The 26,936-nt window shown below is 45.6% G+C and carries 26 protein-coding genes and 2 tRNA genes; 18 read left to right on the top strand and 10 right to left on the bottom strand.

What is annotated here, in order from left to right; genetic code table 11:
• Positions 1-48: 48 nt before the first annotated feature.
• The 10 genes from ACQY26_RS00370 (at position 49) to ACQY26_RS00325 (ending at position 9,568) form a co-directional block, all read left to right on the top strand.
• A complete protein-coding gene (locus tag ACQY26_RS00370) occupies positions 49-1,614 on the top strand; it encodes a hypothetical protein (RefSeq protein ID WP_428047102.1) in 1,566 nt (521 codons plus the stop codon).
• A gap of 16 nt (positions 1,615-1,630) precedes the next feature.
• Positions 1,631-3,115 carry a D-alanyl-D-alanine carboxypeptidase/D-alanyl-D-alanine endopeptidase gene (gene dacB, locus ACQY26_RS00365; RefSeq protein ID WP_428047101.1) on the top strand — a complete coding sequence of 495 codons (1,485 nt, stop codon included), beginning with the start codon at positions 1,631-1,633 and terminating at the stop codon, positions 3,113-3,115.
• A gap of 137 nt (positions 3,116-3,252) precedes the next feature.
• Positions 3,253-3,795 (top strand): bifunctional pyr operon transcriptional regulator/uracil phosphoribosyltransferase PyrR, encoded by a 543-nt coding sequence (gene pyrR / locus ACQY26_RS00360; protein ID WP_428047100.1) that lies wholly within the window; start codon positions 3,253-3,255, stop codon positions 3,793-3,795.
• A gap of 59 nt (positions 3,796-3,854) precedes the next feature.
• A complete protein-coding gene (locus ACQY26_RS00355; protein ID WP_428047099.1) occupies positions 3,855-4,037 on the top strand; it encodes a hypothetical protein in 183 nt (60 codons plus the stop codon).
• A gap of 291 nt (positions 4,038-4,328) precedes the next feature.
• The gene (locus ACQY26_RS00350; protein WP_428047098.1) at positions 4,329-5,282 is read left to right on the top strand and encodes a PIN/TRAM domain-containing protein; all 954 of its coding nucleotides are present in this window, start codon (positions 4,329-4,331) and stop codon (positions 5,280-5,282) included.
• Between the two features lies 1 nt (position 5,283).
• Positions 5,284-5,940, top strand: coding sequence for a 2-C-methyl-D-erythritol 4-phosphate cytidylyltransferase (ispD, locus tag ACQY26_RS00345; RefSeq protein WP_428047097.1), 657 nt, complete (start codon positions 5,284-5,286; stop codon positions 5,938-5,940).
• On the top strand, positions 5,925-6,419 hold the full coding sequence (gene ispF, locus ACQY26_RS00340; protein ID WP_428047096.1) for a 2-C-methyl-D-erythritol 2,4-cyclodiphosphate synthase: 495 nt from the start codon (positions 5,925-5,927) through the stop codon (positions 6,417-6,419). The genes ispD and ispF overlap by 16 nt, the downstream gene beginning before the upstream one ends.
• Positions 6,419-6,982, top strand: coding sequence for a hypothetical protein (locus ACQY26_RS00335; protein ID WP_428047095.1), 564 nt, complete (start codon positions 6,419-6,421; stop codon positions 6,980-6,982). Before ispF ends, ACQY26_RS00335 begins: the two co-directional genes overlap by 1 nt.
• Complete coding sequence (gene cysS / locus ACQY26_RS00330; RefSeq protein WP_428047094.1) at positions 6,966-8,357, top strand: cysteine--tRNA ligase; 1,392 nt, start codon at positions 6,966-6,968, stop codon at positions 8,355-8,357. The genes ACQY26_RS00335 and cysS overlap by 17 nt, the downstream gene beginning before the upstream one ends.
• Positions 8,357-9,568: an adenosine deaminase family protein gene (locus tag ACQY26_RS00325; RefSeq protein WP_428047093.1), complete on the top strand. Its 1,212-nt coding sequence runs from the start codon at positions 8,357-8,359 to the stop codon at positions 9,566-9,568. The genes cysS and ACQY26_RS00325 overlap by 1 nt, the downstream gene beginning before the upstream one ends.
• Positions 9,569-9,684: 116 nt before the next feature.
• Here the strand turns inward: ACQY26_RS00325 and ACQY26_RS00320 are convergent, their stop codons facing one another.
• From ACQY26_RS00320 to ACQY26_RS00290, 7 genes are all read right to left on the bottom strand, one after another.
• Positions 9,685-11,037: a DUF6056 family protein gene (locus ACQY26_RS00320; RefSeq protein ID WP_428047092.1), complete on the bottom strand. Its 1,353-nt coding sequence runs from the start codon at positions 11,035-11,037 to the stop codon at positions 9,685-9,687.
• A gap of 1 nt (position 11,038) precedes the next feature.
• Positions 11,039-12,424, bottom strand: coding sequence for a DUF6056 family protein (locus ACQY26_RS00315; protein ID WP_428047091.1), 1,386 nt, complete (start codon positions 12,422-12,424; stop codon positions 11,039-11,041).
• Complete coding sequence (locus ACQY26_RS00310) at positions 12,417-13,346, bottom strand: glycosyltransferase family 2 protein (RefSeq protein ID WP_428047090.1); 930 nt, start codon at positions 13,344-13,346, stop codon at positions 12,417-12,419. The genes ACQY26_RS00315 and ACQY26_RS00310 overlap by 8 nt, the downstream gene beginning before the upstream one ends.
• Positions 13,343-13,804, bottom strand: a complete 462-nt coding sequence (locus ACQY26_RS00305; RefSeq protein ID WP_428047089.1) for a GtrA family protein — start codon at positions 13,802-13,804, stop codon at positions 13,343-13,345. Before ACQY26_RS00305 ends, ACQY26_RS00310 begins: the two co-directional genes overlap by 4 nt.
• A complete protein-coding gene (locus ACQY26_RS00300) occupies positions 13,797-15,356 on the bottom strand; it encodes a chloride channel protein (RefSeq protein WP_428047088.1) in 1,560 nt (519 codons plus the stop codon). Before ACQY26_RS00300 ends, ACQY26_RS00305 begins: the two co-directional genes overlap by 8 nt.
• A complete protein-coding gene (locus ACQY26_RS00295; RefSeq protein WP_428047087.1) occupies positions 15,356-15,961 on the bottom strand; it encodes a MarC family protein in 606 nt (201 codons plus the stop codon). Before ACQY26_RS00295 ends, ACQY26_RS00300 begins: the two co-directional genes overlap by 1 nt.
• An 81-nt stretch (positions 15,962-16,042) precedes the next feature.
• Entirely contained in the window at positions 16,043-16,510 is a 468-nt protein-coding gene (locus tag ACQY26_RS00290; protein WP_428047086.1) for a type IV pilin protein, read from the bottom strand.
• Between the two features lie 302 nt (positions 16,511-16,812).
• On the opposite strand from ACQY26_RS00290, the gene ACQY26_RS00285 reads away from it, so the two are divergent.
• The 6 genes from ACQY26_RS00285 to ACQY26_RS00260 all read left to right on the top strand — a co-directional run bounded on the left by ACQY26_RS00285 (position 16,813) and on the right by ACQY26_RS00260 (position 21,857).
• Positions 16,813-16,884, top strand: a tRNA-Lys gene (locus ACQY26_RS00285).
• A 34-nt stretch (positions 16,885-16,918) separates the two neighbouring features.
• Positions 16,919-16,990 (top strand) — tRNA-Glu (locus ACQY26_RS00280).
• Between the two features lie 323 nt (positions 16,991-17,313).
• Complete coding sequence (locus ACQY26_RS00275) at positions 17,314-17,694, top strand: RidA family protein (RefSeq protein ID WP_428047085.1); 381 nt, start codon at positions 17,314-17,316, stop codon at positions 17,692-17,694.
• A 55-nt stretch (positions 17,695-17,749) separates the two neighbouring features.
• Complete coding sequence (gene malQ, locus ACQY26_RS00270; protein WP_428047084.1) at positions 17,750-19,327, top strand: 4-alpha-glucanotransferase; 1,578 nt, start codon at positions 17,750-17,752, stop codon at positions 19,325-19,327.
• 90 nt (positions 19,328-19,417) lie between these two features.
• A complete protein-coding gene (locus tag ACQY26_RS00265; protein WP_428047083.1) occupies positions 19,418-21,106 on the top strand; it encodes a hypothetical protein in 1,689 nt (562 codons plus the stop codon).
• 100 nt (positions 21,107-21,206) lie between these two features.
• Positions 21,207-21,857 carry an ankyrin repeat domain-containing protein gene (locus ACQY26_RS00260; RefSeq protein ID WP_428047082.1) on the top strand — a complete coding sequence of 217 codons (651 nt, stop codon included), beginning with the start codon at positions 21,207-21,209 and terminating at the stop codon, positions 21,855-21,857.
• Between the two features lie 234 nt (positions 21,858-22,091).
• Here the strand turns inward: ACQY26_RS00260 and ACQY26_RS00255 are convergent, their stop codons facing one another.
• Genes ACQY26_RS00255 through ACQY26_RS00245 form a run of 3 tightly spaced genes read right to left on the bottom strand, consistent with a single transcriptional unit; the run spans position 22,092 to position 25,535 of the window.
• Positions 22,092-22,721, bottom strand: a complete 630-nt coding sequence (locus ACQY26_RS00255) for a thiamine diphosphokinase (protein ID WP_428047081.1) — start codon at positions 22,719-22,721, stop codon at positions 22,092-22,094.
• Positions 22,681-24,111, bottom strand: coding sequence for a sodium:solute symporter family protein (locus ACQY26_RS00250; RefSeq protein ID WP_428047080.1), 1,431 nt, complete (start codon positions 24,109-24,111; stop codon positions 22,681-22,683). Before ACQY26_RS00250 ends, ACQY26_RS00255 begins: the two co-directional genes overlap by 41 nt.
• A gap of 32 nt (positions 24,112-24,143) precedes the next feature.
• Positions 24,144-25,535 (bottom strand): YfcC family protein, encoded by a 1,392-nt coding sequence (locus ACQY26_RS00245; RefSeq protein ID WP_428047079.1) that lies wholly within the window; start codon positions 25,533-25,535, stop codon positions 24,144-24,146.
• 85 nt (positions 25,536-25,620) lie between these two features.
• Between ACQY26_RS00245 and rsmI the strand changes: the two genes are divergently transcribed.
• Positions 25,621-26,325, top strand: a complete 705-nt coding sequence (gene rsmI / locus ACQY26_RS00240) for a 16S rRNA (cytidine(1402)-2'-O)-methyltransferase (RefSeq protein ID WP_428047078.1) — start codon at positions 25,621-25,623, stop codon at positions 26,323-26,325.
• Positions 26,312-26,929 (top strand): L-threonylcarbamoyladenylate synthase, encoded by a 618-nt coding sequence (locus ACQY26_RS00235; RefSeq protein WP_428047077.1) that lies wholly within the window; start codon positions 26,312-26,314, stop codon positions 26,927-26,929. Before rsmI ends, ACQY26_RS00235 begins: the two co-directional genes overlap by 14 nt.
• The last annotated feature ends 7 nt before the right edge of the window (positions 26,930-26,936 follow it).

Raw genomic sequence — 26,936 nt, 5'->3', positions numbered from 1 at the left:
TTCCTCTTGTGTAAATGCTCTTTAGTATATTATATAATAAATATAGATATGGTAAGTAAGCGCCTTTTAAAACTGTTTTTGTGCGCGTGTTTGCTTTTGCCGTGTTCTTCTGCGGCGGACGCGGCCTTGTTTTCCGCGCCTGACAAAGCCTTTACGATAGATCTTCCTTCCGATTGGAAGACGTCTTCCAAAAAAGGCGCGGTTCTCTACGCGAAAAACGGAAAGGCGACTTTTCAAATAGACGCTTTAAAAAAATGCTCGGATTTGGCCTGCCTTGAAAGCGCGATAAAAAAGGACATATCTTCCACAAAATCCAAAAAGTTTAAAATACTGGTAAACACTTATACCGGCGAAACTATAAAAAGGACGGAGTTTTCCACTTCCGATCCTTTGCTTTCATTCAATTTTACCGGCGGCGGATCGGATTTTACTTACGGATATTTTTTGGCCGATTCCAAAGCTTACAAAGTGGAAATAAAAGGCCTGCCTTATGTTGAAGCGGATTTGATACTTTCTTTTATTTCTCCCGCGCCCAAGCCGGTTGAGTTTGCCGGCGCGGATACCGCCGCGGAAATGACCGATTTGCAAATGGGGGATATCTCAATCGACGAACAGCCTTTGGTTGAGGAAGAAGTCTCCGCCATTTTAAACGACGAAGATTCCTCCTTGGGCGAAGCCCCCAAAAACATTAAAGAAACGCCGAAACTCCAAGCCAAGGAAGCAAAAGTAAAAATTAATTTAAAATCCGCCGGCTGGGCCGGGGGGTTGCTGGTTGCGGTAATGGTTTACGTTTTGCTGTTGGTGTGCCTTTTCGCCCTGCGGTTATTTTTCCCGGCGAAGCCCGTTCGCGCGCATTCAAATCCGCGCTCCGTTTACCCGGTACGCGGCAAAAGATTTTACGGTTCGCCGGATTTGTTCTTCAGGTTTTATGATAATCAGGGAAATAATTTTATAACGACTTCTCCGCGCTGGGGCGGGATTTTTACCGGGCTCGGGCTGGCTTCGGCTTTGTTCTTTTTCCTGCTGAAAGTTTTGTTTATTTTCCTGATAACGGGTAATTACGTAAAACTTCATCCCGTGCTTATAAACACCGCGCTTTCTTTGTGTTCTTTGTTTTCCGTTTTCGGTTTGCTGATATTTTGCGCCGGCGTTTTGACGACTTTCCTTTTCGCCTCAAAATTTTATTTTTACAGCGACAGAGGCTCCCTGGCTTTCCGCTGCGTGCGGCAGGGATTTTCTGTATTTAAAGAGGAATACGCCGTCGCCAACGCCAAGAACGCCATAATCTTCCGCATCAGCCGCGACCGTTTCCGCCTTACCCGCCGCTGGACGGTCTACTCCGGGGAGGAAATAATCGCGCTTATCAGGGAAGCTTCCCTTATTAAAGCTTTGCTTCGCAAATGCTGCGGGCACCTGTGCGGATTTTTAAGGACGGAATACGTCATTAAAGGGCGGGTGGAATCTTCCGGCGGGGTCAAGTATGAAAAGAACATTTTTACCAAACTTACCTGCGAAATCGACAAGCCCGAAGCAATCGACAGCAAAATACTCATAATCGCCTGCGCCGTCATATCGATGCGCGACAGGGATAAATGGTATCCTTGGGTAAACTAAATCTTGCGGAGGTGTTATGAAAACCGCCTTTCTGCTTTTAAGCCTTCTTTTTGCGCCGTTGTGTCTTTTTGCCGAAACTTTCCCGGAAATATCTTCCGTTTTTGACGGAAGCGAAACTTTAAAAAACGCGCAGTTTTCCGCATATGCAAAATATGCCGGCGGGGAGGAAATCGTCAGCATAAATCCGTCTTTGCGCCTTTCCCCCGCAAGCGTACTTAAGCTTTTTACCACCGCCGCGGCTTTTGATTTGCTCGGCCCCGATTTTACCTTTGAAACCAAAATTTACTACAGCGGGGAAATCAAAGGCAAAAAACTTGTTGGCGACGTCTATATTAAAGGTTCCGGCGATCCGACGCTGGGCTCCGCGCGTTTATCGTCCGTGCCCGATTTGCCCGTTTTGGCCAAAAGCTGGGCCGATCGGTTTAAGGAAGCCGGCATAAGCAAAATACAAGGCAATATTTACGTTGATAATTCCGTTTTCAGCGGCGTGCTTCTGCCTTGGCGAACCAGTTATCAAAACATAGGCAACTATTACGCCGCCCCGAGCGACGGCCTCAGCGTACGCGATAATTCTTACGAGATTTATTTCGCCCCCGTTTCCGAAGACGGCGCTAAAGCCGAAATACTTAAGACCGAGCCGGAAATGTCCAATTTAAGTTTGCAAAGTTACGTAAAAGGCAGTGCGGCGGTCAGAGGGGAAAACACTTTCGTAAATTTTGTTCCGGCCAGCGCGGAAGTGCAGATATTCGGCTCCGTCCCTTTAACTTCGGCTCCAGTAAAAATATCGGCCGCAATGCCAAGCCCGGCTGCTTTTATGGCGGATTATTTTAAGCGCGCTTTGGAGGAAAACGAAATCCAGGTAAAAGGGGCCGCCCTATTAAATTCGCCCGAAACTTATGAAGATAAAACTTTGCTTTTCAGTTATTTTTCGCCCTCTTTAAAAGAAATTGTGGAGTACACCAATAAACGCAGTTTTAATCTGTACGCGGATACTATTTTAAGGAGCTTAAGCGCTTACGGGGGCGGCTCCGGCAGTGCGGGTGAGGGTGTAAGGAAGGTAAAAGAATTCCTTGAAAGTATGGAAATAGATTTTTCCAACTTTGACGTTTTTGACGGGAGCGGCCTTTCCAGAGACGATATAATCGATTGTAAAATGACGGTTGAAATGCTGGAAAAGGTTTTGGAAAAACCTTACGGCGAAACTTTTATGCACACTTTACCCGTCGCAGGCGATCCTGAAGACGCCGGGACGATGTCCAGGCGGCTTAAGTACAGCAGCGCGGCTTACGGAGCTTTTGTTAAAACTGGTTCTTTGGACAGGGTCCGCGCGGTGGCCGGTTATACAAGCGATTACGCCGGGCGCAGAATAGTTTTTTGTTCGCTGGTAAACAACTATTACGGAAGAATGCGCCAAGTGGACGAAGTTCACGACGCTTTTATAAGCGGGCTTTCCGATATCGGCCTTAATAAGAAGCCCGCCGCGCGCCAAGTCAAAAAATAATGATATAATAAAATATCGGAGGCGAGCCATGAAACTTAAAACGCTTTGTTATGTGTTCCGTATGAAAACGGCCGCCTTTTTATTTATATAATCCGCGCTTTACAGGTGCGGTTTTTTTATGTTCAGGAGATTTAACCATGCAAAAAGATATCGTAAGTGAAGCTTTGATGAGCCGTATTTTGGATAGAATCGCCAATGAAATCCTCGAAAGATACGAAGACACCAAAGACTTGTGCCTCGTCGGCATAAAAACGCGCGGCGTGCATATAGCCAAGAGACTTCAGGATAAAATCGAAAAATTTTCCGGTATTAAACTGCCCTTGGGCGAACTTGATATTACCCTCTACCGCGACGATCTTACCACCGTCGCGGCCGATCCTCAAATGAAAGCCGCCAATATCGGTTTTGACATTAACGGCAAAAACATAGTTATAGTTGACGACGTCCTTTATACCGGGCGCACGGTGCGCTGCGCGCTTGACGCCATTATGGACTGCGGTCGTCCGCGCAAAGTTGAACTTATGGTTTTGGTGGACAGAGGCCACAGAGAAATCCCGGTAATGGCTGATTATATCGGCAAAACCGTAGTTACAGCTGATGACGATATTATCCATGTTCATATTAAGGAACATGACGGCGACGACAGAATTGTGCACAATATCGGCGGGCAGAGGAAGTAGGTTTTGGAAGGCTGGCGGCTTGCCGTCAGCCTTTTTTATATTAAAGGAGAGGTGATTTTATGAAAAAGCCTGATTTTGACGCTTGGTGCAGAGCATATGCGGACGCGCGTATGAAAGAGGAGTACGGCTCGGCCGATTTATGCCCGGATGATGACGCCTATTACGCTTATTTGGAAGAAGCCGGCGGTGAATATTTTTCGCTGTTCTGCTTTGATGACGAAGAGGCTGGAGAAGAAGATTAATCTTTAAGATTAAAAATGGTAAATGATATCAAAAAAATGAAAGTTTAATTAAGCCCGCCGCATTTTATTTTAATTTTTCCCCGTCTTAAAAGGCGGGGAATTTTTAACATTTCGGCGCGCGTTTTATAAACTTTGGATTTACGGCGTCCGGTTTAATAAAAAAGCGTTTTGCGCCGCGTCTGTTTTTAGACGTATTTTCCCTATAAAAAATAGTAAAATATATTTGTATACCCTTATGCCTTATGGAGAGGGGGCGTAAAGGGGATTTTAACTCTCCGAGGAGATTATTTTATGCCGTTGTGGATATTTAGGGTTTCGGCTTTGATAGGCTGCCCTTTCTTGATGTACGCTTTTATCGCTCAGGACGCCCACAGTATTTTTATGGGCTTTCTTTGCGGAGTTATACTCGTAATGGCGGAGCATTTTTTAAGCAGTATCAGGTTCTTAAGCGCGATGATAGGCATTTTCGGCGCGCTGGTAGGTTATATGCTGTATATCCTTATGGATTATACCGTGGCTCACATGACCGTGCCCGATATCATTGAATACTGGCAGAAGTATCATATAATTTTTGCCGCGGTGCTGACGGTAATGGGCGGTTTCTTAACCATTATCCGCGCAACCGAACTTGAAGGCCTTGCCAAAAAAGGCCGCCATATAAAAATAGCCGACATGAGCGCGCTTATCGACGGAAGAATCGTTGACCTTTGCGAAACCGGCTTTTTGGGCGGAGTTATAGTAATCCCCCAGTTCGTGCTGGAAAAATTAAACGCCGCGGCTTCTTCAAAAGATCCTTTGCAGAAAGCCAAAGGCAGACGCGGGCTTGATATCGTAACCCGCTTAAAGGAATTAAAATCCGTTCCCGTAAAGATTACTTCCAAAGCGCCGGAAGGCGAAACCACCCCGGAAAAGCTTGTTTCTTTGGCCGGATATTTTAAAGGGGAAATCGTTACGATAGATTTTAACGTCAACAAGGAAGCCGCGATAGACAATATCCCCGTGCTTAATATTTGCGATTTGACTACGGCCCTTAAACCGGTTGTCTTGCCGGGGGAAAACATGTCCCTCTTCGTTATGAAAGAAGGCAAGGAAAAGGAACAGGGCATAGCTTACCTTGACGACGGAACAATGGTCGTTGTGGAAGACGGCAGGAAATGGATCGGCAAAAGGGCGGAAGTTTCCGTTTACTCCATTTTGCAGACTTCGGCCGGAAGAATGATTTTCGCCAAAATAAAACAGGACTAAAATGGATATTACCGGCGCGATTATATTGGCCGGCGGCCAAGGCAGCAGAATGGGCCGCCCAAAACAAATGCTTCCTATAGCGGGCAAGGCGGTATTAGTCCGCAGTATAGAGGCTTTGCGCGCCGTCGCTTCCGTAAGCAAAATAGTCGTAGTTACTACGGAAGAAAATTTTAAGGAAGTTTCCTCGCTTTTCCCCGGCCTTATACACGCTTTGCCGGGGGAAAGCAGAATACTTTCCCTTCAAAACGGGCTTAAAGCTTTGGGTGGGGCCGATTTGATAGCCGTCCACGACGGCGCGCGCCCCTTGGTAAGCCCGCAGAGCGTCAAAGCCTGCCTTGCCGCGGCTAAAACATATCGCGCGGCCGTGCTTTGCGTCCCCGTTAAAGACACTATAAAACAAGTCAAAGACGGTTTTGTAGAAAAAACGCTTGACAGAAGCCTGCTTTGGGCGGCGCAGACTCCGCAGTGCTATGACGGCGCGACGTTAAGGCTCGCCATGGAAAAATACGGCTCTTTTAAAGACGCCACGGATGAATCCCAGCTGGTTGAAAAGCTGGGCGTAAAAGTGAGAGTGGTTCCTTCCGAGTATGAAAACATTAAAATAACCACTCCGGAAGATTTAATTATCGCAGAGGCTTTATTATGCAGACAAAAATAAAATTCGGCTTCGGTTTTGACATACACCGCTTGGCCGAAGGCCGCAAGTTGATAATGGGCGGCATCGAAATAAAACACAACAAAGGCCTTTTGGGCCACAGCGACGGGGACGTCGTGCTTCACGCCATATGCGACGCGGCTTTGGGCGCAATAGCCGCGGGCGAAATAGGCGTATTTTATCCGCCGACGGATGTTTCAATCGCGGGGATATCAAGCGTAGTAATAGCCAAAAGGGTTTTGGAAGTGCTTAAAGAAAAGGGCGCGGAAATAACCCACATTGACGCCACTGTCGTGGCGGAAGAACCTAAAATGCGTCCGCATTATGACGCCGTCAGGAAATCCCTTAACGAGATTTTCGCCATAGGTTTGGAAAACATCAGCTTTAAAGCCAAAAGCCATGAAGGCTTGGGCGAAATAGGCCGCGGGGAGGCTATCGCCTGCTATGCCGCGGTAACAGTAAACTTAAGGAGCCAAAACTAATGATTAAAACAATCTTGTCTTTACTTTGCGCGGCGGTGCTTTTGGGCGCATGTACCAGCTATAACCAAAAAAATTATAAAAAATACAACGGCATAAGCTACGAAGAATACGAAAAGCAGCGCAAAGAGCAGCAAAATCAAACCCAGATTGAATATATTGATGAAACCGTCGGGGAAGAAGATATAGAAGATCCTTACGCCACACCGTTGGAAATAACGGAAGAAGACGTTGTTGAAAGCGTAAACAGTTCCTACGGGGAAGCCGTGGTGGTTATGGCTTCAAAGAAAATTTCTTTGGGCAAAGACGCCGGCTATAAAGAAATGGAAATGTTCCAAACCGCTTTGGATTCCGCTTACGGGACGGCGTTTTCCCATTACAGGGCGGACGGTTTTACTTACGCCATGAGCCCGGCCGGAACGGTCAATCCGCTTTCCGTTATGGACGTACAATGTATTTTGAGCGAGAGTTTCGCCACCGCCAAAGGCAAAGCGGTTTGCGATTATTTCTTCAGCCAAATACCTGTAGAGTACGCCAAGGAAAAAGAAAATGCTAAAAATTTATAATACACTTACCAAAAACAAAGACGCTTTTACGTCTTTAAATAAGGATTTCGCCACGATGTACTGCTGCGGGCCGACCGTCTACAATTACGCGCATATCGGCAATTTGCGCACTTACATTTTTGAAGATTTGCTTGTAAGAACTTTATCAGCCGATATGCCCGTTAAGCATGTTATGAACGTAACCGACGTAGGGCATTTGACTTCCGACGCGGACAGCGGGGAAGATAAAATGGAGCTCGGCGCGGCGCGCGAAGGCAAAAGCGCGTGGGACATCGCCAAGTTCTACGAAGGCAAATTCTTTGAGGATTTCGACTCCCTAAACTGCAGGCGCCCCACCGTTACGGCGCGCGCGACGGAACATATCAAGGAGATGATAGCCCTTGTAAAAAAATTGGAAGAAAAGGGTTACACTTATAAAACTTCCGACGGAATTTATTACGATACTTCAAAATTCCCTTCTTATCACAATTTGGTAGGGCGCGCACATATCGACGGGCTTAAAACCGGCGCGCGCGTGGATTTTAACGACGAAAAACGCAATGCCAGCGATTTCGCCCTTTGGAAGTTCTCCCCTACGGATAAACAGCGTCAAATGCAGTGGGACAGCCCTTGGGGCGTCGGATTCCCGGGCTGGCATATAGAATGTTCCGCCATGGCGATGAAATATTTGGGCGACACGCTTGACATTCATTGCGGAGGCATAGACCACGTGGCCATCCACCACACCAATGAAATAGCCCAGGCTGAGGGCGCTACCGGCAAAAAATACGTGCGCTATTGGGTGCACGGGGAATTTTTGATAATGACAAACGGGAAAATGTCCAAATCTTCCGGCGGGTTTGTTACCGTTCAAACTCTTAAGGAAAAGGGTTACAGCCCGCTTGATTATAGATATTTATGCTTGGGCGCGCATTACAGAACTCAGCTGGAATTTTCCTACGAGGCTTTGACTTTTGCGCGCAATACGCGTCTTGGCCTTATGGAAAGGATAGCCGCGCTTAAAGCCGAAACGGACGGCAAAATACAGGACGAAGCCGGTCTTAACGCCGCAAAGACGGCTTTCAAAGAAGCTATGGACGACGACTTGAACACTTCCAAGGCTTTGGCCGTTTTGTGGGAGTTTGTAAAAAGCCGCGCCGCAGCCGCGGATAAGCTGGATTTCCTTAAATACGCCGACGGCTTTTTAGGGCTTTCTTTGCTGGAGGAAGAAGCGCAAAAGCCGCTTCCCAAAGAGGCGGAAGAACTTTTGGCTTTGCGTAAAGAAGCCAGAGCAAAAAAAGATTTTAAAACTTCGGACGAACTCAGAGATAAACTTTCGGCTTTGGGCATAGCGGTTAAAGATACGCCCAAAGGCCAGGAGTGGAGGTGGAAGTAATGACGGCTTTCCCCAAAGAATTTTTGCTTAAAATACCCAAATCGGATTTGCATCTGCATTTGGACGGTTCTTTAAGGCTTAAAACGCTTATAGAACTTGCCAAAAAAGAAAAAGTAACCCTCCCGGCTTATACGGAAGACGGGCTTAGAAAGGCCGTCTTTAAGGATAAGTATAAAAACTTGGGCGAATATCTTAAAGGCTTTTCTTATACCGTGGCGGTAATGCAAAACGCCGAAAATATAGAGCGTATAGCCTATGAACTTGCGCAGGATAATATCGCCGAAGGCGTAAGATATATAGAAGTGCGCTTTGCGCCGCAGCAGCATTGCTCCAAAAATTTAAGGCCGGAAGACGCCGTCCGCGCCACCGTAAAATGTTTGGCCCGCGCCGCGGCGGAACACAATAATTCCTCCGCCGTAAAATCCGGGGCGGATGTGGAATTTCACTTCGGCATAATAGTTTGCGCGATGAGGAGTTTCAATAAAGATATGTCCCCTTATTACGGGTATATGTTTCAGGTTTTGGCGCACGCAAAAGACGATGAAGTCTTTGCCATAGCCAGCCTTGAACTGGCGCGCATAGCTGTCCTGCTGAAAAAAGAGGGCCTGCCGATAGTCGGGTTTGATTTGGCCGGGCAGGAAGCCGGTTTCCCGGCGGAACATCACTGGAAGGCTTATCAGCACGTCCATGAAGCTTTTATCCGCAAAACGGTGCACGCCGGCGAAGCTTACGGCCCGGAAAGCATTTTCCAGGCTATTACGGAATGCCACGCCAACCGCATCGGCCACGGCACTTTGATGTTTGATTATAAAGCGATACAGGATAAAAACGTAAAAAACAAAAAACAGTATGTGGAAGATTTGGCGGCCTATATCGCCAACGAGCGTATAGGCGTGGAAGTCTGCATTACCAGCAATTTGCAAACCCTGCCTTTTATTAAGGAAGTTTCCAATCACCCCGTAAAACAGATGATTAAGAACGGGCTTTCCGTAAGCATTTGCACGGATAACAGATTGGTTTCCAATACCACCGTTACTAAAGAGCTGGAACTTTTATGCAGCAATATCAGCCTTACCAAACGCGAACTGAGAAATATAGTCATCGCCGGGTTTAAGGGAAGCTTCTTCCACGGGCCTTATAACAATAAACGGAAGTTTATCAGGGCCGTGGTTCAAAAGTACAATAAACTTGAAAATGAGTATTTAAAATAACCGCGCCAGATGCGATTTAAAAATCCCTCTTCATTTTTTGAAGGGGGATTTTTTGCGTCGGTTTAAATTCCGCCGGGCCGTATGGATTGAGGAGCCCGGGCAATCAAAGCCGGTTTTTATAATATTTTAAGGCCTTCTTTTTCCGGCTTGATTATAATCACTTCCGCGCCGAGATACTCCGAAGCCTTCCAATGCTTTGCCAAATCATAATACAGCAGCTGGAGGTTTGAACACGGCCCGCCCGTCGGAATATAAAGATTAAGATACAATTTGTCCGCGCCTTTCGCTTTGGCTTTTTCTATATAGCGGGCTCTTATTTTATCTTGTTTGTAAAGGGAAATATAAGGCTGGGCAAAAAGCGGCAGCATAAGGGCAAAAACGACGGCGGAGAGCCAAGCCGCGCAGCGTATCAGTTTCGTTTTATAAACCGCGTCAAAATATTTAAGCAGGAATATAAAAGAGATCATTACCATAACCGAAGCCGAATAGAAAGGCCTTGTTGTCCTCATAATTGGGGCCATGCAGAGCACTGAGGCCAAAATAAACGCCAAGGCCCAGCTGAGGGCGGCGTAAATAAAATCATTGTTTTTAAACGCCTGAGTTTTTTTCGCCAATACTTCAATGAACATAACAAGCGGTATGAACACCGGCAGCAGCAGCATACTGACCGTTATATCGTGCATTTTGGGGATATGCCAAATTATTTTTGTAAGCAAAGGCGCTTGCTTAAAAAAGCTTATTAGGGATATATCCATTCTTTTATAAGAACCCGGCGCAAGGAACATTACCGCCATACCGGCAATCAGCGCGGGGAAGATTATCTTAAGCGGAGCGGTTATTTTTATTTTTGCTTTAAAGCATAACAGCGTGAAAACGCACAGCGTCAGCAAAGCGGCGGGGGCGTTATTTTCGTTCGTCATGCCCAAAATAAAGGCTGTAAAAACTATTAACAGATATCCTGCTTTGCTTACTTTCGGAACGCGCCGGTTTTCGTAAATATATTTTAGGAAAATCATCAGCCATATAAACGGTATGACCGCCCAGCTGTAATTGCAGGCTCCGCCCGGCCAAAAAAGCGTATTATCCGGCTTGGCGATAAAAAGTACGCTCATTACGGAAATAAGAATAAACGCCGGCAAATCTTTAAGCGTTTTAAAATCCGGCGCGCGCATATATATAAGGCCGAAAACGGATAAAACCAATGTAAGCTGCAAGAGCGGATTTAACAGTAAAAAACTCCACCGCCCCAAAGCCAATAAAACGGAATAAATTAAGAAGCCTATTCTTGGGTTATTGGTAACATAAGATTCCGCGTAAGCTTTAAAAGCCGTCAGCAGATTAAAGTTGTTATGAGCATATTGGTATTCGTCCGCGCCGTAAGGATACAAATATGAGAATATAAAAATAAACAAGGCGTAGAGCCCCAAGGCCGCGCACCAGCAGATAATATTTTTATTTATATTTTTCATATCAGATTATATTCGGGTTTGAAAACATATAAACCGCAGAAATTTCTTTGCTTTCGTCGGTTTGTATCGCCATGCCGATATAAGCCGGGTAACCCAAAAAGCCGAAGACCGGGTCATAATACATTATGGTAAGGTTGGCGTTTGGGCCTTTTAAATATTTATAAGGCATTATAAATATGCTTTTTTTGTTTTGCTTTTGAGCTTTTTCAATGGCGGACAGCCTTTGAACGTCTTGCTTGTGCAGATGAACGTAAGGATAAATAAAAACGGGCGTAAAGGCCAAAGCCGCGCCTAAAGCCAGCATGGAAGCGTATTTCACGGCTTTAAATTTATATGTTTCCCGCAAGTATTCCAGCATGAACATTAAAGAAATCAAAGCCGCCGCGGAAGCCGTATAAAAGCATCTGCCCGTTATAAAAGGCACGGCAAAAAGCACAAAGGCTAGCAGCCATGAGGAAAGAAAAAATATAAGGCTGAGCATATAATTTTCATTCTTAAAAACAAGAGGTTTGTCCTTGTCCAAGGCGCAGATAAGCAAAGCCAAAAATAAGAGAGCGGGTATCATAAATACGGCTTTAATATAAAAATGTATATGCGATATGTGCCAAAGCAGTTTTTCCTGCAGAGAGGAATTTGTAAAATAGGCAAAAATATCACTGTTTAATCTGTTCCACATGGCGGGCGCGCCGAATAAAGCCGCCAGCCCCAAAACCAATCCAAAGGCGATAAAATAAAAATGAGTTTTTAGTTTGATTTTCATAAAAGGCGCGGCGGCGGCAAAACAAACCGTAAGGCCCATGGTAAGCGGGCCGGCGTTTTCGCTGCCCATGCCGAGCGCGAAAGCCGAAATAAACAGAAAAAATATTCCTTTTCGGCTTAAATCAAGCGCGCCTTTGCTTTTATATTCCAAACGAAGCCAAGCCGTAATCCAAAGAAAAGGCAGAAAACTCCAGCTGTAATTGCAGGCTCCGCCTATCCAAAAAAGGGTATTGTCGGGCTGGGCGACGGCAAATACCGAAAGTACCGCTATAAGCAAAACGGCGGGGAAATCTTTTAAGGTTTTAAAATCCGGCGCGCGCAAATATATAAGAAAGAAAAAGGAAAGAACCCACAAAACCTGCATCATAGGATTAAGCAGTAAAAAACTCCATTTGCCCAAGCAGAGTATTATATTGTTGGCGATAAGGCCTATGCGGGCGTTTTCCGTCATATAGGAAAGGCCGTAATGGCGCAAAGCGTCAAAAATATTATCCTGCTTTAAAATATATTCGTCCGCGCCGTACGGATATAAATAAGAACATATGAATATAAACAGCATATAAACCAAAAAGAGAAGCCCCCACGCGGTCCAAACTTTTTTTGGAATATTTTTAAAACGGTTAATCATTAAGTTTTTCCTCTTTTATAATATAAGCCGGGCGGTGTTTTACTTCTGAGAATATTCTGCCGATATATTCGCCTAAAATCCCTATGGACATAAGCTGAACCCCGCCGAAGAACAAAATCAGCACGGCCAAAGATGCGTAGCCGGGCGCGTCTTTGCCGAATATCAGCACTTTTAGCACTATGAATGACGCATATAAAAACGAAAGCAAAGCCGCCGCCGCGCCGAAGTATGTCCACAGCCTTAACGGAATGGTGCTTGCGTTAAAAATACCGTCTAAAGCGAAGTTCCATAATTTCCAGTAAGACCATTTTGTCTGCCCCGCGCTTCTTTCCGGGCGGACGTATTCGACGGAAGCCGTCTTAAATCCCGTCCAGTTGAAAAGCCCTTTCATAAATAAAGTGCTTTCGTTTATTTGCCGTATGGCTTGGGCGACGTTTTCATCCAGAAGGCGGAAGTCCCCGGTGTTTTCCGGGATTGGCCTTCTGGCAAAAAAGTTATGCACTTTATAAAACCAGGTGGAAAAAAATCTTTTAAGGAAAGAGTCGCTGTCGCGGTTTTTCCTTACGCCTAAGACCATATTATATCCCTCTTTCCATTTCTCGACGAAGGCCGGTATTAAATCCGGCGGATCCTGCAAATCTATATCCATTGGGATAACGGCTTTTGTGCCGGCCTTTTTTATGCCGCAGAGCAAAGCGGCTTCCTTGCCGAAATTTCTTGAAAGGCTTATATAATCTATGTTTTCTTCCTTGGCGGCGTAAGATTTTATAATGTCCAAAGTCTTGTCGGTTGAGCCGTCGTCAACAAAAAGGTATTTGTAGCTTAAATTAAGCCCGTCAAGCACCGGGCGCGTCGCATGGATAAACAACTCTATGGCTTCTTCTTCGTTTAAAAGGGGAACTAAAATCGTCAAGTCTTTCATTCGGCCGACCTCCTGAAGGAATAATATTTAAAAAGTATATAAGTAAAAATCGTAACGCAGCAAACGCTTAAAGCCTGCGCGGCGTATGGGTGTATATTCAGCTGTTTTGTAAGCAGGTAGAGCAAAACGGCGTTTATAACATATCCCGCCGCCCATACGCTTAAGGCTTTAAAATATTCTTTTACGTAATTGCCTCTCGTCCTGAAAACCAAAAATTTTTGCGCCAAATAAGAGTTAAAGGAAGATAAAATATAAGAAATCAGCAAAGCCGCCTGAACGCCCGTTTGGCTTTTGCCGCAAACATACAAGGCCGCAATAAACAATATATAACCCACGGCGGTGTTGTATCCGCCGGTTATTATAAATCTTACCGCCTGCGGCAAAGAAAACCAAAGCGCGGAAAGTTCTTTAACCTCTTCAAGTTTTTTAAATTCGTCCAACTCTTTAAAATTACTCATGTTTCGTTTTGTCTTCTTCATTGCCGCCCGGGTTCAGCGTTAAATGGCTGAGGAAAGAAAAACGCTTTTTTGTTTTTGCCGCGTCTTCTTGCGGTTTTATTTCGGCTTCTTGGCGTTTTGGGGCGGACGGTGTCTGATTTTCCCGGGGTAAGGCGCGCTTGTTCTTTTTCCGCTTTTTCTTGCTTTCCGGGAGGGGAATTTCAAAATTCTTCATATCCGGGATCAAATGCCTTACGCTGGAAAGGATAAAATTCTTTTTCTTGAGGGTCGTTTCCAACTGGGCCACGCTTTGGCGTTCGCAGGAAGTTTCATCGTCCTCGGAGAGGTTTTTGTCAAAAGTAAAATGCTGTTTTGAAAAAATGCTTCTGCGCCCGGTAACCAAAAAACTTACTATGCATGAAACCGCGGCGTAAGGCGCTATCGTCGCGCCGAAAAGCTCTATCGCCATTACGCTTGCGGCAAGCGGAGTGTTTGCCACGCCTGCAAGTACGCTGACCATGCCCAAAGCCGCAAAGGTTATAGTATTAAGGCCGAGTATATGCGCAAAGAAATAACCCGCGTTCGCGCCGATAAAAAGCACCGGCGTAATCAGGCCGCCTACGCCTCCGCCGGCAAAAGTCAGCGAAGTCGCAAATATTTTGTAGAGGAAACCGAATGTCAATGCCTGCTCTCCGGCTAAAATAGCCTCGACCCTTTCCATGCTGAGGCCCAAATAAGCGGGGGAAGTCAGCAATGCCAAAAGTATTAAAAGCGCGGCGGCTATAAAACAACGCCAAAAATTTGAGAATCTTACGGCCAAAAAACGGAAAATTATTTGCGTAACTTTTAAAGCTTCAATCAGCACCAATCCTACGGCACCGAAAAACATTCCGGATAAAAAAACGTGCAGGAGGGAACTGTCTATGTTTAAAGTCTGCAGATTCATCGGGTGATATATGTATTCCACGCCGAAAAGATGCGTTACCTGAAACGCCGTTATGCCGGAAATAAAAGCCGGGAACATAACTTCATAGAAAACCGTGCCTACGCTTAAAACTTCCATGCCGAACAGCGCTCCCGATATAGGCACGCCGAAAACACCCGCAAAGCCCGCGCTTACGCCGCAAATCATAAGTTTGCGTCTTTCCTGTTTGTTGAAAGAGAGCAGCCCCGAGCAAAACGAAGCCACTCCGGCGCCTACGTCGGCGCAGGGGGATTCTTTTCCGGCTGAACCGCCGGCGGCGATTGTAATTATCGGCAGGAAAAACGCCTTCGCCGCGGAAATCAGCGATACAGGCCGCTTTTCGTTAATGGCGGCGATTGCGTCGTTGGTGGTAAAATCTTTGTCGTGCGGATAAACTTTGCGCGCCAAATGGTTTACTACAAACAAAGCTATCGGCAAAGCGAAGAAATAATATTTATGCGAAGTGGTGTAATCCACCGCGGCGGAAAGCAGTTTTAAAAACATCGCGTTAAAAACGCCGACGACCGCGCCTATAAAAACCGAGGCCAAAAACCATTTAAAAATATTAAAGAAGGCTATTTTGCGCCTTAAAACAAATTCGGTTTTCATTATAAATTATATGATTTTAAAAACTCCGCTATGCCGTTCATAACCATGTTTACGGACATCAGCACCAGCAACATGCCCGTCAGCCTTTCTACGGCAATAAGCCCGCGTTTGCCAAGCATATTGCTTATAGGGAAGGACAGCAAAAGTATGGCCGAGTTGATTATTGAAGCTATCAAAAGCGCTATTAAAATCTGCCAGATATTCCCGCCCGGAGTCGCCGAGAAAATCAAAAGCATGCTCAGCGTGGCCGGCCCGGCGATAAGCGGTATGGCCAGCGGCACGATGAAAGGTTCTTCTTCTTTGGGGTTGTTTTTGGTCGATTCGTCTTCCAAAGAATTGAAAACCAGCTTTAAAGACATAATAAAAAGAATTATACCGCCGGAAATACCCATGGAATACTGCTTTATTCCCAGCAAATCCAAAGCTTTGCCGCCGGCGAAAAGAAACGTTACCATAATGGCGGTGGCGATGGCCAGCTCCCTGAGCAAAACGAATCGCCGCCTTTCGGGCGAAACTTTTTTAAGAGAAGTTATAAACAGCGGGATATTGCCGAAGGGATCCATAATCAAAATCAGAGTCACTACGGCGGATAAAATAAATTCCATAAAAAACACCTTCAAAAAAATATCGGTCCGCTTTTAGGCGGATTCCCGCACCTGAATAGTTCGGCGCGGTTTAGAGATATATTAATCCCCTGAACTGCTGCTGCCGCATTCTTTAATATTTATAATTTCGCAAATATCTGCTCTGTCGCCGGTGGCGGTGCAGCAGGTTTCGGTAGCGCCGTCATCGCCTACGGCGTAGGTCGTGGTAATGGTAAAATTATTGTTTACCCTTTTCGCCTCAACTTTATCGCCTGACAAAGTATATGTGAAATATTCCGTATCAAAGCTGCTGCCGGTTACGTTTTCGTTGCCGTTGCCTTTATTGCTTCTTAAGTCGAAATCAATATTGGAAAAATCCGTGGAATAAGAATCGTTCACGGCGTAGTAGCGCACCTGGGCTTTTTCTATCGCGGACAAAATGCCCGTGGCTTCCATGGCTCTTTGCCTTTCAACTACGTTAAAATACTGCGGCAGTGCTATCGCGCCGAGTATGCCGACCAACAACACGACCACCAATAATTCCAAAAGAGTAAAACCTCTGTTATTCATAATAGGTCCCCCTATTTAATATATAAATATAATTTATCAATATTAAGGGGGGACAGTCAAATTTTTGCTTTTTCCGATTTATCGTTTGCGCTTTGCCGCAATAAAAAAATATTTTTGCAAAAAAGTTTTACATCGTCCGTTTTTTTGCTATAATATTTATACGCCAGTAAAACGGCAGAGCCGTGCAGGCGATACAAAATTAAATTGTTTAAGAAATTTGTAGACAAGCGGATTTAATTTTGCTAAAATATTTTTGTTGGGATTAATCCCGAAGTTATTTGATTTTTAAAACAGATTTTCAAGCGCTCGTAGCTCAGTGGTAGAGCATCCGCCTTTTAAGCGGGGGGTCGTGAGTTCGAGCCTCACCGAGCGCAAGATTTAAAACGCGGTTTAAAAGCTGCGTCATACGCCCCCTTCGTCTATCGGTTAGGACACCAGATTTTCAATCTGGTGAGAGGAGTTCGATTCTCCTAGGGGGCGTATTTTTTTAGACGTAAAACACTCTTTATTGTGCCCAAATTGAGGCACTTTTTTATTTTCTGTTTAAAAATACCCCAATAGGCGTTTTTTATTGCCTAAAATATCTAAATATCCCTAATCTAAATCCATTCCGCAATGCCTTAGCGGCAGGCTGTCCGTTTTTTTTGATTAAAGATTGCCTTTGCTTATTTTAATCTTCCGCAGACTTAAAAGCGGCAAAAGCTTAAAATTATATATAATAAAGTTTTAGTGAACGCATTTTGCTTTTAATTATTAATAAGGCGGTTTTGCCGCCGTTTGGATTTTTTTATAAGGAGATTTTTATGGGAAAGAAAACTATATCCGCCGCTAATGCGCCTAAGGCCATAGGGCCTTACTCTCAGGCCGTAAGGAACGGCAGTTGGGCTTTTATTTCCGGCTGTTTGCCGGTTGACCCCGTTACGGGCGAACTCGCCGGCGGCGACGTCCGCGCGCAAACTCAGCGCGTGCTTGAGAATTTGGGGGAAATAATCAAAGCCTGCAAAATGGATTTTAAACATGTTCTCAAAACCACGGTTTTTATGACGGATCTTTCCTGCTTTGCGGATATGAACGAAGTTTACGCCTCTTTCTTTAAGGATAATCCCCCGGCCAGAAGCACCGTCCAAGTATCGGCTTTGCCAAAAGGCGCGCTTGTGGAAATAGAGGCGGTTGCCAGGAAGTAAATTTCAGGCGCGGTAAAATGCGCCTTTTTTATATTAGAGAGGGTAAGAGGGAAAAATGTCTTTAAATCTTAAGGATAACAGTCTGTTGCAAAGCAAGAAGGCGGGGGTGCTGCTGCCTTTATTTTCAATGCGTAGCGCCGGCGATTGGGGCTGCGGCGATATGGCGTCTTTCAAGGAATGGATAGAATATTTAAGCGGTTACGGCGTAAAAATTTTACAGATTTTGCCTATACATGAAACCGAACCGGGCCAAAATTGCCCTTATTCGGCTTTAAGCGCGTATGCTATAGATCCCATATATATAAGTATAAAAGACGTTTCCGACGCCGCCGCAAGCGAGGAAGCCCAATCCTTAATCAACCAGTATAAGGACGAAATCAATTTTTGGCGCGGGGAGAAAAAGGTCTATTACAAATTTATCAAATCCGCCAAATACAAAGTGCTTTGGGCGGCGTACGAGCACTTTTTAAAGAACGAGAAAGAAGCCTCCACCGCGCGTTACGAACAGTTTTTGGATTTTCATCAAAAGCACGCTTCATGGCTGGTGCCTTATTGCATTTTCAGGAGTGCAAAAGATAATTTGGGCTGGACGAGTTGGAAACATTGGGAAAAGAAACTTAAAGAACTTGATTTGCCTTTCCTCAGGGAATATTCCGTAAACAATTATAAGCAGATGATGTTCTTCAGCTATTTGCAGTGGCAGCTTCAGCTTCAGCTTGCTTCCGTGCGCAGGACTGCGGCTGAGTGCGGCGTATTGATATTCGGCGATATTCCTTTCGGCGTTAATTTTGACAGCGCGGACGTTTGGTCCAACCAAAGCAAGTATTTGGAAGGCTATGAGATAGGCGCGCCCAAGGATCAATTTTCCGAAGGCGGTCAAAAGTGGGGTTTGCCCGCATATAATTGGCCGGCGATAGAGCAGAACAACTTTAATTTATGGCGTTCTAAAATAGCCCGCGCGTGCGAGATTTACGATCTTTTCCGTTTGGATCATTTGGTCGGCTTCTTCAGGACTTGGATTTTCGGCCCGGGCGACGACGTCGGCCGCTTTGATATAGAAGACGAATCCGCCCAAAAGAAACGCGGCGAAGCCTTCCTTACCGCCGTCTGCGAAGCCTCCGCAGGCAAACTTCCTATAGGGGAAGATTTGGGCGTAATACCGGATTTCGTAAGGGCTTATATGAAGGAAATTTCCATGCCCGGATATAAAGTTATCAGGTGGGAAAAGGATAATGAAGTCTTCCGCGAACCGCGCAACTATCCTTTGGTGTCTTTGGCCACCACGGCCACGCACGATACGGAAACTCTGCGCGAATGGTGGGATATTATGCCCGATTGGCAGCGCGCCAACGTGTGGGAAATGATTTCCGCCGTAAAAACAGACGGCAAAGTGCCTTTTACGGACGAAGTTCACCGCGCGATATTTAAACGCGTAATGGGCGCGGGTTCCTGCTTTGTAATTTTCCCCATACAGGATATTATCGGGGAAAAGGAACGCATAAACACGCCCGGCACCGTCGGAGAGGAAAACTGGAGCTACCGCGTACCTTTAGAAACGGCGGAATTTAACTCCGCCTATTTGGAAAAAATGCGTATGTTTAAAGAGCTTGCCGCCGAGAGCGGACGGCTTTAATTTTGCGGTTAAAAAAACAGTTGCAATATTGTCAAAAAAAGATAATAATGTTTTTAAGCGTCTTAGAAGATTAAAATCAGGAGGATAAAAATGCGGGTTTTTAAGAGTAACACTACAAGAATAGTAATAGCGTGCTTCATAATTTTTATGGCGATTCCGTTTATCTTTGTGGAAAGCTCCGACGGAGTAAAAGGCGGCAGCCTAAGCATTCCGATGGAAAGCTCGGCCAATCCTCTTTCTAAGATTATAGACCGCATAGGCTCTTTTTACGGTTTTAAAAAGAAGCCCGCGCGCGCTTCTTTTAATAAAAAAGGCCAAACTTTGGCTTCCGTCAAACGCGCTGAAAAGGGGCTGCCCGCTCCCTCGGCAGGCGTACTGCGCGCGGAAAATGATTCTTTGCCCGATATGCCTTTCGGCGATGTTTCATCCTCATCTTCTTCGGCGGCCGGCGGCGCTTCCGTTTCGGCCGGACGTTCGCCCAAATTGCCGCAGGTTAAAGAGTATATCCGTATGGACGGCGACACTTATGAAGTGGTTACCGATCCCTCCGGGCGCAAATTCGTAGCTATGCCGGACGGCTTTGTCCCGTATGAGAAACTTATGGCTGATACCGTTTCCCAAGAAGAATTCGACGCCGCCCGCGCCCAGGCCCCGCACCTTGAAGACTGGGAGATTTTTGAAGCTCTAAGAAGCCCGGGCGGCCTGCCGGCTTATTTGGCCAGCGGCGGCAACAATGTTTTTTATAAGGACGGCACCCCCGGATATTACGACAGAGGCGGCAAAGAAGGAAGCAGGCTTTTCGGCGTGCGCAGCGGACGCTCCGGCGCAAACGACGAAATATATGACGAACGCAAACTTAATGAAAGTATTTCCAAAAACAGCGTAACATTGACGGCATCCTCCGGCAAAGGCGGGGTAAGCGGCAGCGTAAGAAATAAATATGTAGAAGCAAAAAAGAACGAACCCGCCGCCAACAATAATGAAAGAACTTTGGCCGAGCTTATCAATAATAACATTGTTATCGGTAATGAGACGATTGATGTCAAGACTGCGTCTTCCGGCAAATCTTTTAAATCCTCTGCCTCTGCCGCTGCGCCTGCATCGGTAAAAACGCTTGCTTTGGCGGATAAAAGCGTTAATAATTATATGGCCGAAACTATGAATATACAATCCCTTTCTGTAAAAGGAACAGATGGAGTGGAAAGCGAATATATGTGGGTATACCCTGAGACCTTTAAAGATGACAAACCCGGGAGCTATTTTTATAGTGCGAATGAGCCTTTTTTTAAGGGGAAAATTGATAATAGTATTTTTTATACAAGCGATGAACTTTATACTAAAAACAGAGAAATGATACAAAACATCGTTAAAGATAATAATTTGAAGTTGAAAATCGCTATGGTTGACGGCATTGACGAACACAACAAAGTAAAAGCCGTCAACAAAAACACTTTTCATTATCAGGTGGTGCAATCTTTCTTAAAAGGAACTGATAATTCCGGCGAAGAAATCAATGTGAAACCTTATGAAAAGGCCGATACTCTGCTGATAGTTCCTGATAAAGCGAGTTTGGCTCAGTTAAAAGCCGCCGGCTATAATGCCGTTTTATTTAACAAATATGCCATTACGCCTAAAGACACCGAAGCTTTTTACGTAAACGCTCTTTTAGCGGTGGAAGATATGGCTCAGGCAAAAAAAGAGGGCGCGGACAAAAAGAAAGAGGTTTTGGCGAAGATGTCCGATGTTTCCAACGCCAGGGTCGGCGTTAGGGGAATATAGGCCGAAAGACCTATAAAAAATAGGTCTAAATTCCCTTGTAAAATAAGGTGATTTATAATAACATTAAACTATAGGAATATTATTTAAGGAGTTTTAAACCATGAAGTTTAAAAATTTATCTTTAGCTTTAATTTTATCTTGCGCATTTGTCTTTTCCGCGGTTGAGGCTTTCTCTCAATGCTGGTATGAGGGAAATGAGTATTATTTCACTTTTTATGATATTTTTGAAGGCAAACGCGGCAATGATGTGGAATTTATTAAATTTTGTTATAAAGAAGGCTTTAACAAAGAAATTAATAGAGACACTGAAGAATTAGGGTATTATATACCTAATTCCGCCGCCAAGTTCGGCAGGCTTGAAGCCCTTAAGTTTTTTATAAATGAAGGTTTCCGCCTTGATGACGCCTATGCTCATGACTTCCGCCTTCAAAAGACTCCTTTGCAGCTGGCCTCCGAAAAGGGAAACTATAATGTAGCCAAATATTTGCTTGATAAAGGCGCAAGCCCGATAAAAAAAGACACCCGCAATAAATATGACGCTTATGACTATGCCAAACAAGGCGGAAGTCAGAGAGTTATAGATTTGGTAGGTGCGGCTTGGCGCAAATGGAAAGGTTTGGCCGCCGCCAGGACCGAAGAATACAAGAAAGAAATTAAGAACGTAAACATGAACGATTATGAAAAGTTCAAACGTATGCATAATTTAGGTTCGTTCAACGCCAATTCTTTTTGGGGCATAAACAGAGCTTAATTTTAAACCGAAATAAAAATAAAATCCCCCGTATTAAAAATCCGGGGGATTTTTGTTTGTCTTTATTGTGTATTGTTAAAAAGTTGTTTCTGGGGTATTTATCGCTTTTTGCGCCGTTGGTTTGATATTTTCTAAGGAATGCTTCGGGCGGCGCTTGCACTTGCCCCGGCGTTACGGCGCGGCACAGAAATGCGTGCTATCGGCGGAGATTTTGCCTTACGGTTTACCAAATAATTAAAGATTATAAATCATCAAAAGCAGTTTGCCGGTTTTAAATTCCACGGAAAGCTCTTCTTTAACCGCGGTATTGCTTACGGCCAGCTGGCCGACTTTTAAAACGTCGTTTTTTAAGCCGTATTTAAGCCCTTTGAGTGTTATTTCCTTGACGGCGGTCAAAGGTATAAGGCTGACCGTCGCGCCTTTCTCGGCTTTAAAAACTCCGCTTTTTTGCAAAGGGTATACGCGCCAGCCGGCGGATTTTACTTCAATCTCAAAATTTTTGACGAAGTTAAACAGAGTAAGGAAATTGCTCAAAGTAAAATCAAGCCGCCCTCCGGCAAGGCAGACTATGGTAACTTTTTGCGGTTTTATAATTTTGCAGAAGGAAAGGCCCTTTTCCAAATCGGTATTGTCCTGCCGGTTTATTTTGAAGAGTTTTTCTTTGCCGAGTTTCGCTTTGGCTTCTTCGGAAACGGAATCCAAATCGCCCAAAGCCAAATCCGGCTCCAAGCCCGCGCTTAAAGCGGTGTCCGCGCCGGAATCCAAAGCCAGGATAAAATCATGCTTTTTGGCTTCCGCTTTTAAAAAAGTTTTATTTTCGCCTTTAGCGCCGGCTATTACCAGCACGGAGTTTATTTTCTTCATATTTCGTTTTTAAAATATTTGAGCCTATTATGATTAAGCTTACGGCCAAACCTATATAAAATCCGTCTATTTGCCCGGCGAGGCCGCTTCTCGGCAGGATATCCCATACGGTAATAAGCGCGGCGGAAAACAGCGCGGAAAAAGTAAAAACGCCGTCTTTTATTTTGCCCGGCCAAATATATCCGCCGAGCATGGGTATCAAAAGGCAGGCCGACATATAAGAGCCCAGCGTAAACCAAATCTTTTTGAAGTTTCCCTCAAAAAACACGGCAAGCAAAATAGCCAAAGCCGATATTATAAAAAATGAAATTTGGTTAATCAGCAGTTTGTTTTTGAATTTGTTTTTAAGCAAGTCGTAAGCTACTGTGTTTGAGGCTATAAACAAAAAAGAATCCAGCGTGGAAAGTATTACGGCTAAAACGCCGGCTATAAAAAATCCGCGCAGTCCGTGCGGCAGCAGCTGAACCGCGTATATAAAATACGCGTGGGCCGGAAGAGCATCCGGCAGCAAAGCCCGCGCATACAGCGCGCCGGAGGTGGTGCAAACGTCAAAGCAAAACCATATTAAAGTGCAAATCAAAATGCCGCTGCGGGCGGTTTTTACGTCTTTAGCGGCAAAGCATCTTTGGTAAAACGCAGGGTCAACCAAAGTCGCCAGCGCTATCGCGCCCCAAATTAAAGTGTTAAGCCAGCCGTTGCCGCCGGTAATTGAAAAGTGCGAAGCCGGCAAATTGGCCTTTAAAAATTCCAATCCGCCGAAGTTCGCCAAGGAAAAAATCAGTACTATAAATACGGCAAGGCACATTACAGCAAATTGCACTATGTCGGAAAAGACCACCGCCCTCAGCCCGCCCCAGGCGGAATATAAAGCCACAAACAAAGTGCCTGTTATCATGCCCCATACAACCGGCATACCGAAAACCAAATTAAGAAATATCCCCAAACTTAATACATAACTTATAGGCAGTATGTTGAAAAAGGTGAATACGGCGGAAGTCTTTGCGGATTTCGGGCCGAACATTTTATGCGCCAAATCGGGCAAGGTCATGCTTTGGTGCCGTTTTACTTTATTTACCAAAAACAGCGCGAATATTATATAAGCCACATACCAAAAGGCCCCTTGAATTACAAAATTGTGTATGCCGTAGTTGAATGTAATTTCGTTCACGCCGAAGATGCCGCCGTACCAGCTGGCGGCCAAAGTCGCTACGAAAAGCGGCAGGGTAAGCTGCCGGCCCATAAGCATATAATCAAGCAGTCCTCCGGCGTTTTTTTTGCGGAGAGTCTGCCCGTAAATCACCATGCCGGCGGTAAGCGCAAGCACCGCCGCGAATACGGCTATATCCGCGGCGTTGATGAAATCAAGGATGTTAATTTGCGCTGTGAACATAAAAATGCGGGGGCCGAAGCCCCCGGATTAAGCTATTGCCAATGTATATAGTTTGCTATCGCCAGAAACACGAAAGACATCGCAAACCAAAATCCTACAAGCGGCATTACGAAGCGGAACCATTTTTGGAAAGGCAGCTTCGCCATACCGATTACGCCGAGCACCACCGCGCTTGTCGGTATGCAGACGTTCGTCCAGCCGTCGCCGAACTGATAGGCCAAAATCATGGTCTGCCTGGATATACCGATAAGATCGGAAAGCGGCGCGAGTATCGGCATGGTAAGTACGGCCTTGCTGGAGCCCGAGGGTATAAAAAAGTTTATTACAGCCTGCATAATAAACGCCGCCCAGGAAGCCAACGTGGAATTTAAGTGGGAAATTACACCCGCCATATAATGCAAAATGGTGTCTAATATATGGCCGTTTTCCGCAACTATTATTATTGCCGTCGCCAAAGCCAGCAGGAACACTATTTCCGCCATGCTTTTTACGCCTTCGTAGAAAGCGGAAGTGGCTTCGCTCACTTTAAGCCCGCCCAAGACGGAAGCGACTATGGCCAGCCCCAAGAACAGCGCGCCGATTTCCACGATGTACCACTCGTATTTAAGCACGCCGACCACAAGCCAAATCATCGTTGCGGCGAAAGCGGCCAAAACCAATTTGTGCTTTAAAGTAAAAACGGCTTCGGTTTTATTGTTAAGATCCAGCTCTTTGATTTTTTGGCGGTCAAATTCATAAGTAAGGCTGGCTTTGGGATTTTTTTCTATCTTTCTGGCGTAAAGCATTACGAATACTATCGCCGCCGCCGTGGCGCACACCCAGATTATCGTCCTTAATCCCAATCCTGAATATAAAGGCAGTTGGGCTATGCCCTGCGCTATGCCCAGCGTAAAAGGATTCATGAAAGCGCCCGCGAAACCCGCCGAGGCTCCCAAAAACGGCACCGATATGCCGATAAGGGAGTCATACTTTAAAGATATCGACAGGGGGATAAATATCGGTATAAAAATCAACACTTCCTCGGACATCCCGAAAGTCGCCCCGCCTAAGGAAAATAACGTCATGCTGACGGGTATATATAAACTTCTCAGGCCGGGGTGCTTCATAAATATCGCGCTGGCCCGCGTAATTGCGGCGGTAATCGCGCCCGTTTTTTCAATAATCATAAATGCGCCGCCGATGATTAAAAGAAAAGCCATAATTTCGGCCGTGGTGGAACGCGCAAACGACTGCATCGGCGCTTTTAAAACTTCAAAAACCGACTGCGGCGAATTTTCTATATAGTGGAAAGAGCCTTCTACAAGCACGTCCTTTCCGTCAACGAGCTGCTTTTCGTAAGAGCCCGCCGGTATAAACCAGGTGCATACGGCCGTAAGCGTTATGATGACGGCCAAGATTACCGTGGTGTTGATTTTTATTTTCATTTAATTAACTTCTTCCTCCGTTAAGTTGGACTTTCCGTATCTATATATTTTATAAAATTAGCCCGAGCGTTTGATATAATAAATTATGCTTTACATAGTACCCACCCCAATAGGCAATTTGCAGGATATTACTTTGCGCGCGCTTGACGTTTTAAAAAGCGCGGATTATATACTTTGCGAGGACACCCGCCAGAGTGGAAAGCTCCTTTCCGCTTACGGCATAAGCGCAAAAACTTTGCGCTATAACGAAAACGATTCTTCCGCCGTTTCGCGCTTGCTTGAAGTCTTAAAAAGCGGCAAGAACTGCGCTTTGGTTTCCGACGCCGGTACGCCGTGCGTTTCCGACCCGGGCTGGCGGCTGGTGAAAGCCGCGCGGGAAGCAGGCGTAAAGGTTACGGCTTTGCCCGGCCCTACGGCCGCGGCCTGCGCTTTAAGCGGTGCGGGGTTCGGCGGCGGCGGATTTACTTTTTTGGGATTCATGCCAAGAAAACCCGGCAAAATCCTTAAAATGATTAAGGCGGCTTTGGCCCTTGAAAGGCCTGTAATAATTTACGAATCGCCGTACAGAATAGTAAAACTGTTGGGAATAATCAAAGCCGGCATCGGCCCGGATGTAAAAGCGGCGGCGGCGCGCGAACTTAGCAAAACTTTTGAGGAATATATAATCGGCACGGTTTCGGAAGTTGCCGAAAATCTTTCCGCGCGCAAGAAGATTTTGGGGGAATTTGTGCTTATCCTTGCGCCCTCCGGCGCGGAAAATCTGACGGAAGAAGATAATGAAGAAGACTGAAATATTCGCTTTGTCATCTCTTAAAACGGAAGAACTTTCATATATCGCAAAGGCTCTTTTAAACGGCGCGTCGGCAGTTATTCCCACAGATACCGTTTACGGATTGGTCGTTTGCGGCAAGCCCGGATTTTTGCGGGGGCTAAACGAGGTTAAAAAAAATCCGCCTGAAAAACCCGCGCAGATACTTTGCTCTGCGGAGCAGGCCTTGCTTTTGTCCGAAGACTGCCCCGGCCTTAAAGCGGCTTTCAAATTTTGGCCTGGTGCATTGACGGCGATATTGCCCGCTTCTTGCGCCGGAAAGAAGTTAAGCGGCCTTGATACCATCGGCCTGCGAGTGCCGGGCGGCGCGCTTACTGCGGAACTTTTTAAACTGACAAATTGCCCCTTATACGCCAGCAGCGCAAATATGCACAGCTTGCCTACTTTGGAAAAAGAGGAGGAAGTCCTTTCCGTTTTTGAAGGCAAAGCCGATATAATAATAAAAGGCGGTTTTTTAAAGGCGGGGCCTTCTTCCGTGATAGATTTTACCTGCTGCCCGCCGAAAATGCTCCGGCGCGGCGCGCTTAAAGACGAAGAATTGGAAATATTGCTTTCTAAATCCTGATAATTTG

Source organism: Candidatus Proelusimicrobium excrementi (genome assembly GCF_937881865.1).
Taxonomy (GTDB): Bacteria; Elusimicrobiota; Elusimicrobia; order Elusimicrobiales; family Elusimicrobiaceae; genus Proelusimicrobium; species Proelusimicrobium excrementi.
This window is presented reverse-complemented; position numbering and strand designations above follow the sequence as displayed.

Bases quoted from the DNA above. Each gene is read 5' to 3' on its own strand.
- ACQY26_RS00325 (WP_428047093.1), top strand. From the start codon at position 8,357: ATGACGGCTTTCCCCAAAGAATTTTTGCTTAAAATACCCAAATCGGAT.
- ACQY26_RS00250 (WP_428047080.1), bottom strand. From the start codon at position 24,111: ATGTTCACAGCGCAAATTAACATCCTTGATTTCATCAACGCCGCGGAT.
- ACQY26_RS00260 (WP_428047082.1), top strand. From the start codon at position 21,207: ATGAAGTTTAAAAATTTATCTTTAGCTTTAATTTTATCTTGCGCATTT.
- ACQY26_RS00305 (WP_428047089.1), bottom strand. From the start codon at position 13,804: ATGAGTAATTTTAAAGAGTTGGACGAATTTAAAAAACTTGAAGAGGTT.
- ispF (WP_428047096.1), top strand. From the start codon at position 5,925: ATGCAGACAAAAATAAAATTCGGCTTCGGTTTTGACATACACCGCTTG.
- ACQY26_RS00320 (WP_428047092.1), bottom strand. From the start codon at position 11,037: ATGAAAAATATAAATAAAAATATTATCTGCTGGTGCGCGGCCTTGGGG.
- ACQY26_RS00315 (WP_428047091.1), bottom strand. From the start codon at position 12,424: ATGATTAACCGTTTTAAAAATATTCCAAAAAAAGTTTGGACCGCGTGG.
- ACQY26_RS00290 (WP_428047086.1), bottom strand. From the start codon at position 16,510: ATGAATAACAGAGGTTTTACTCTTTTGGAATTATTGGTGGTCGTGTTG.
- ACQY26_RS00255 (WP_428047081.1), bottom strand. From the start codon at position 22,721: ATGAAGAAAATAAACTCCGTGCTGGTAATAGCCGGCGCTAAAGGCGAA.
- pyrR (WP_428047100.1), top strand. From the start codon at position 3,253: ATGCAAAAAGATATCGTAAGTGAAGCTTTGATGAGCCGTATTTTGGAT.
- ACQY26_RS00245 (WP_428047079.1), bottom strand. From the start codon at position 25,535: ATGAAAATAAAAATCAACACCACGGTAATCTTGGCCGTCATCATAACG.
- rsmI (WP_428047078.1), top strand. From the start codon at position 25,621: ATGCTTTACATAGTACCCACCCCAATAGGCAATTTGCAGGATATTACT.
- ACQY26_RS00265 (WP_428047083.1), top strand. From the start codon at position 19,418: ATGCGGGTTTTTAAGAGTAACACTACAAGAATAGTAATAGCGTGCTTC.
- ispD (WP_428047097.1), top strand. From the start codon at position 5,284: ATGGATATTACCGGCGCGATTATATTGGCCGGCGGCCAAGGCAGCAGA.
- ACQY26_RS00310 (WP_428047090.1), bottom strand. From the start codon at position 13,346: ATGAAAGACTTGACGATTTTAGTTCCCCTTTTAAACGAAGAAGAAGCC.
- ACQY26_RS00335 (WP_428047095.1), top strand. From the start codon at position 6,419: ATGATTAAAACAATCTTGTCTTTACTTTGCGCGGCGGTGCTTTTGGGC.
- ACQY26_RS00370 (WP_428047102.1), top strand. From the start codon at position 49: ATGGTAAGTAAGCGCCTTTTAAAACTGTTTTTGTGCGCGTGTTTGCTT.
- ACQY26_RS00350 (WP_428047098.1), top strand. From the start codon at position 4,329: ATGCCGTTGTGGATATTTAGGGTTTCGGCTTTGATAGGCTGCCCTTTC.
- cysS (WP_428047094.1), top strand. From the start codon at position 6,966: ATGCTAAAAATTTATAATACACTTACCAAAAACAAAGACGCTTTTACG.
- ACQY26_RS00275 (WP_428047085.1), top strand. From the start codon at position 17,314: ATGGGAAAGAAAACTATATCCGCCGCTAATGCGCCTAAGGCCATAGGG.
- ACQY26_RS00295 (WP_428047087.1), bottom strand. From the start codon at position 15,961: ATGGAATTTATTTTATCCGCCGTAGTGACTCTGATTTTGATTATGGAT.
- ACQY26_RS00235 (WP_428047077.1), top strand. From the start codon at position 26,312: ATGAAGAAGACTGAAATATTCGCTTTGTCATCTCTTAAAACGGAAGAA.
- dacB (WP_428047101.1), top strand. From the start codon at position 1,631: ATGAAAACCGCCTTTCTGCTTTTAAGCCTTCTTTTTGCGCCGTTGTGT.
- ACQY26_RS00355 (WP_428047099.1), top strand. From the start codon at position 3,855: ATGAAAAAGCCTGATTTTGACGCTTGGTGCAGAGCATATGCGGACGCG.
- ACQY26_RS00300 (WP_428047088.1), bottom strand. From the start codon at position 15,356: ATGAAAACCGAATTTGTTTTAAGGCGCAAAATAGCCTTCTTTAATATT.
- malQ (WP_428047084.1), top strand. From the start codon at position 17,750: ATGTCTTTAAATCTTAAGGATAACAGTCTGTTGCAAAGCAAGAAGGCG.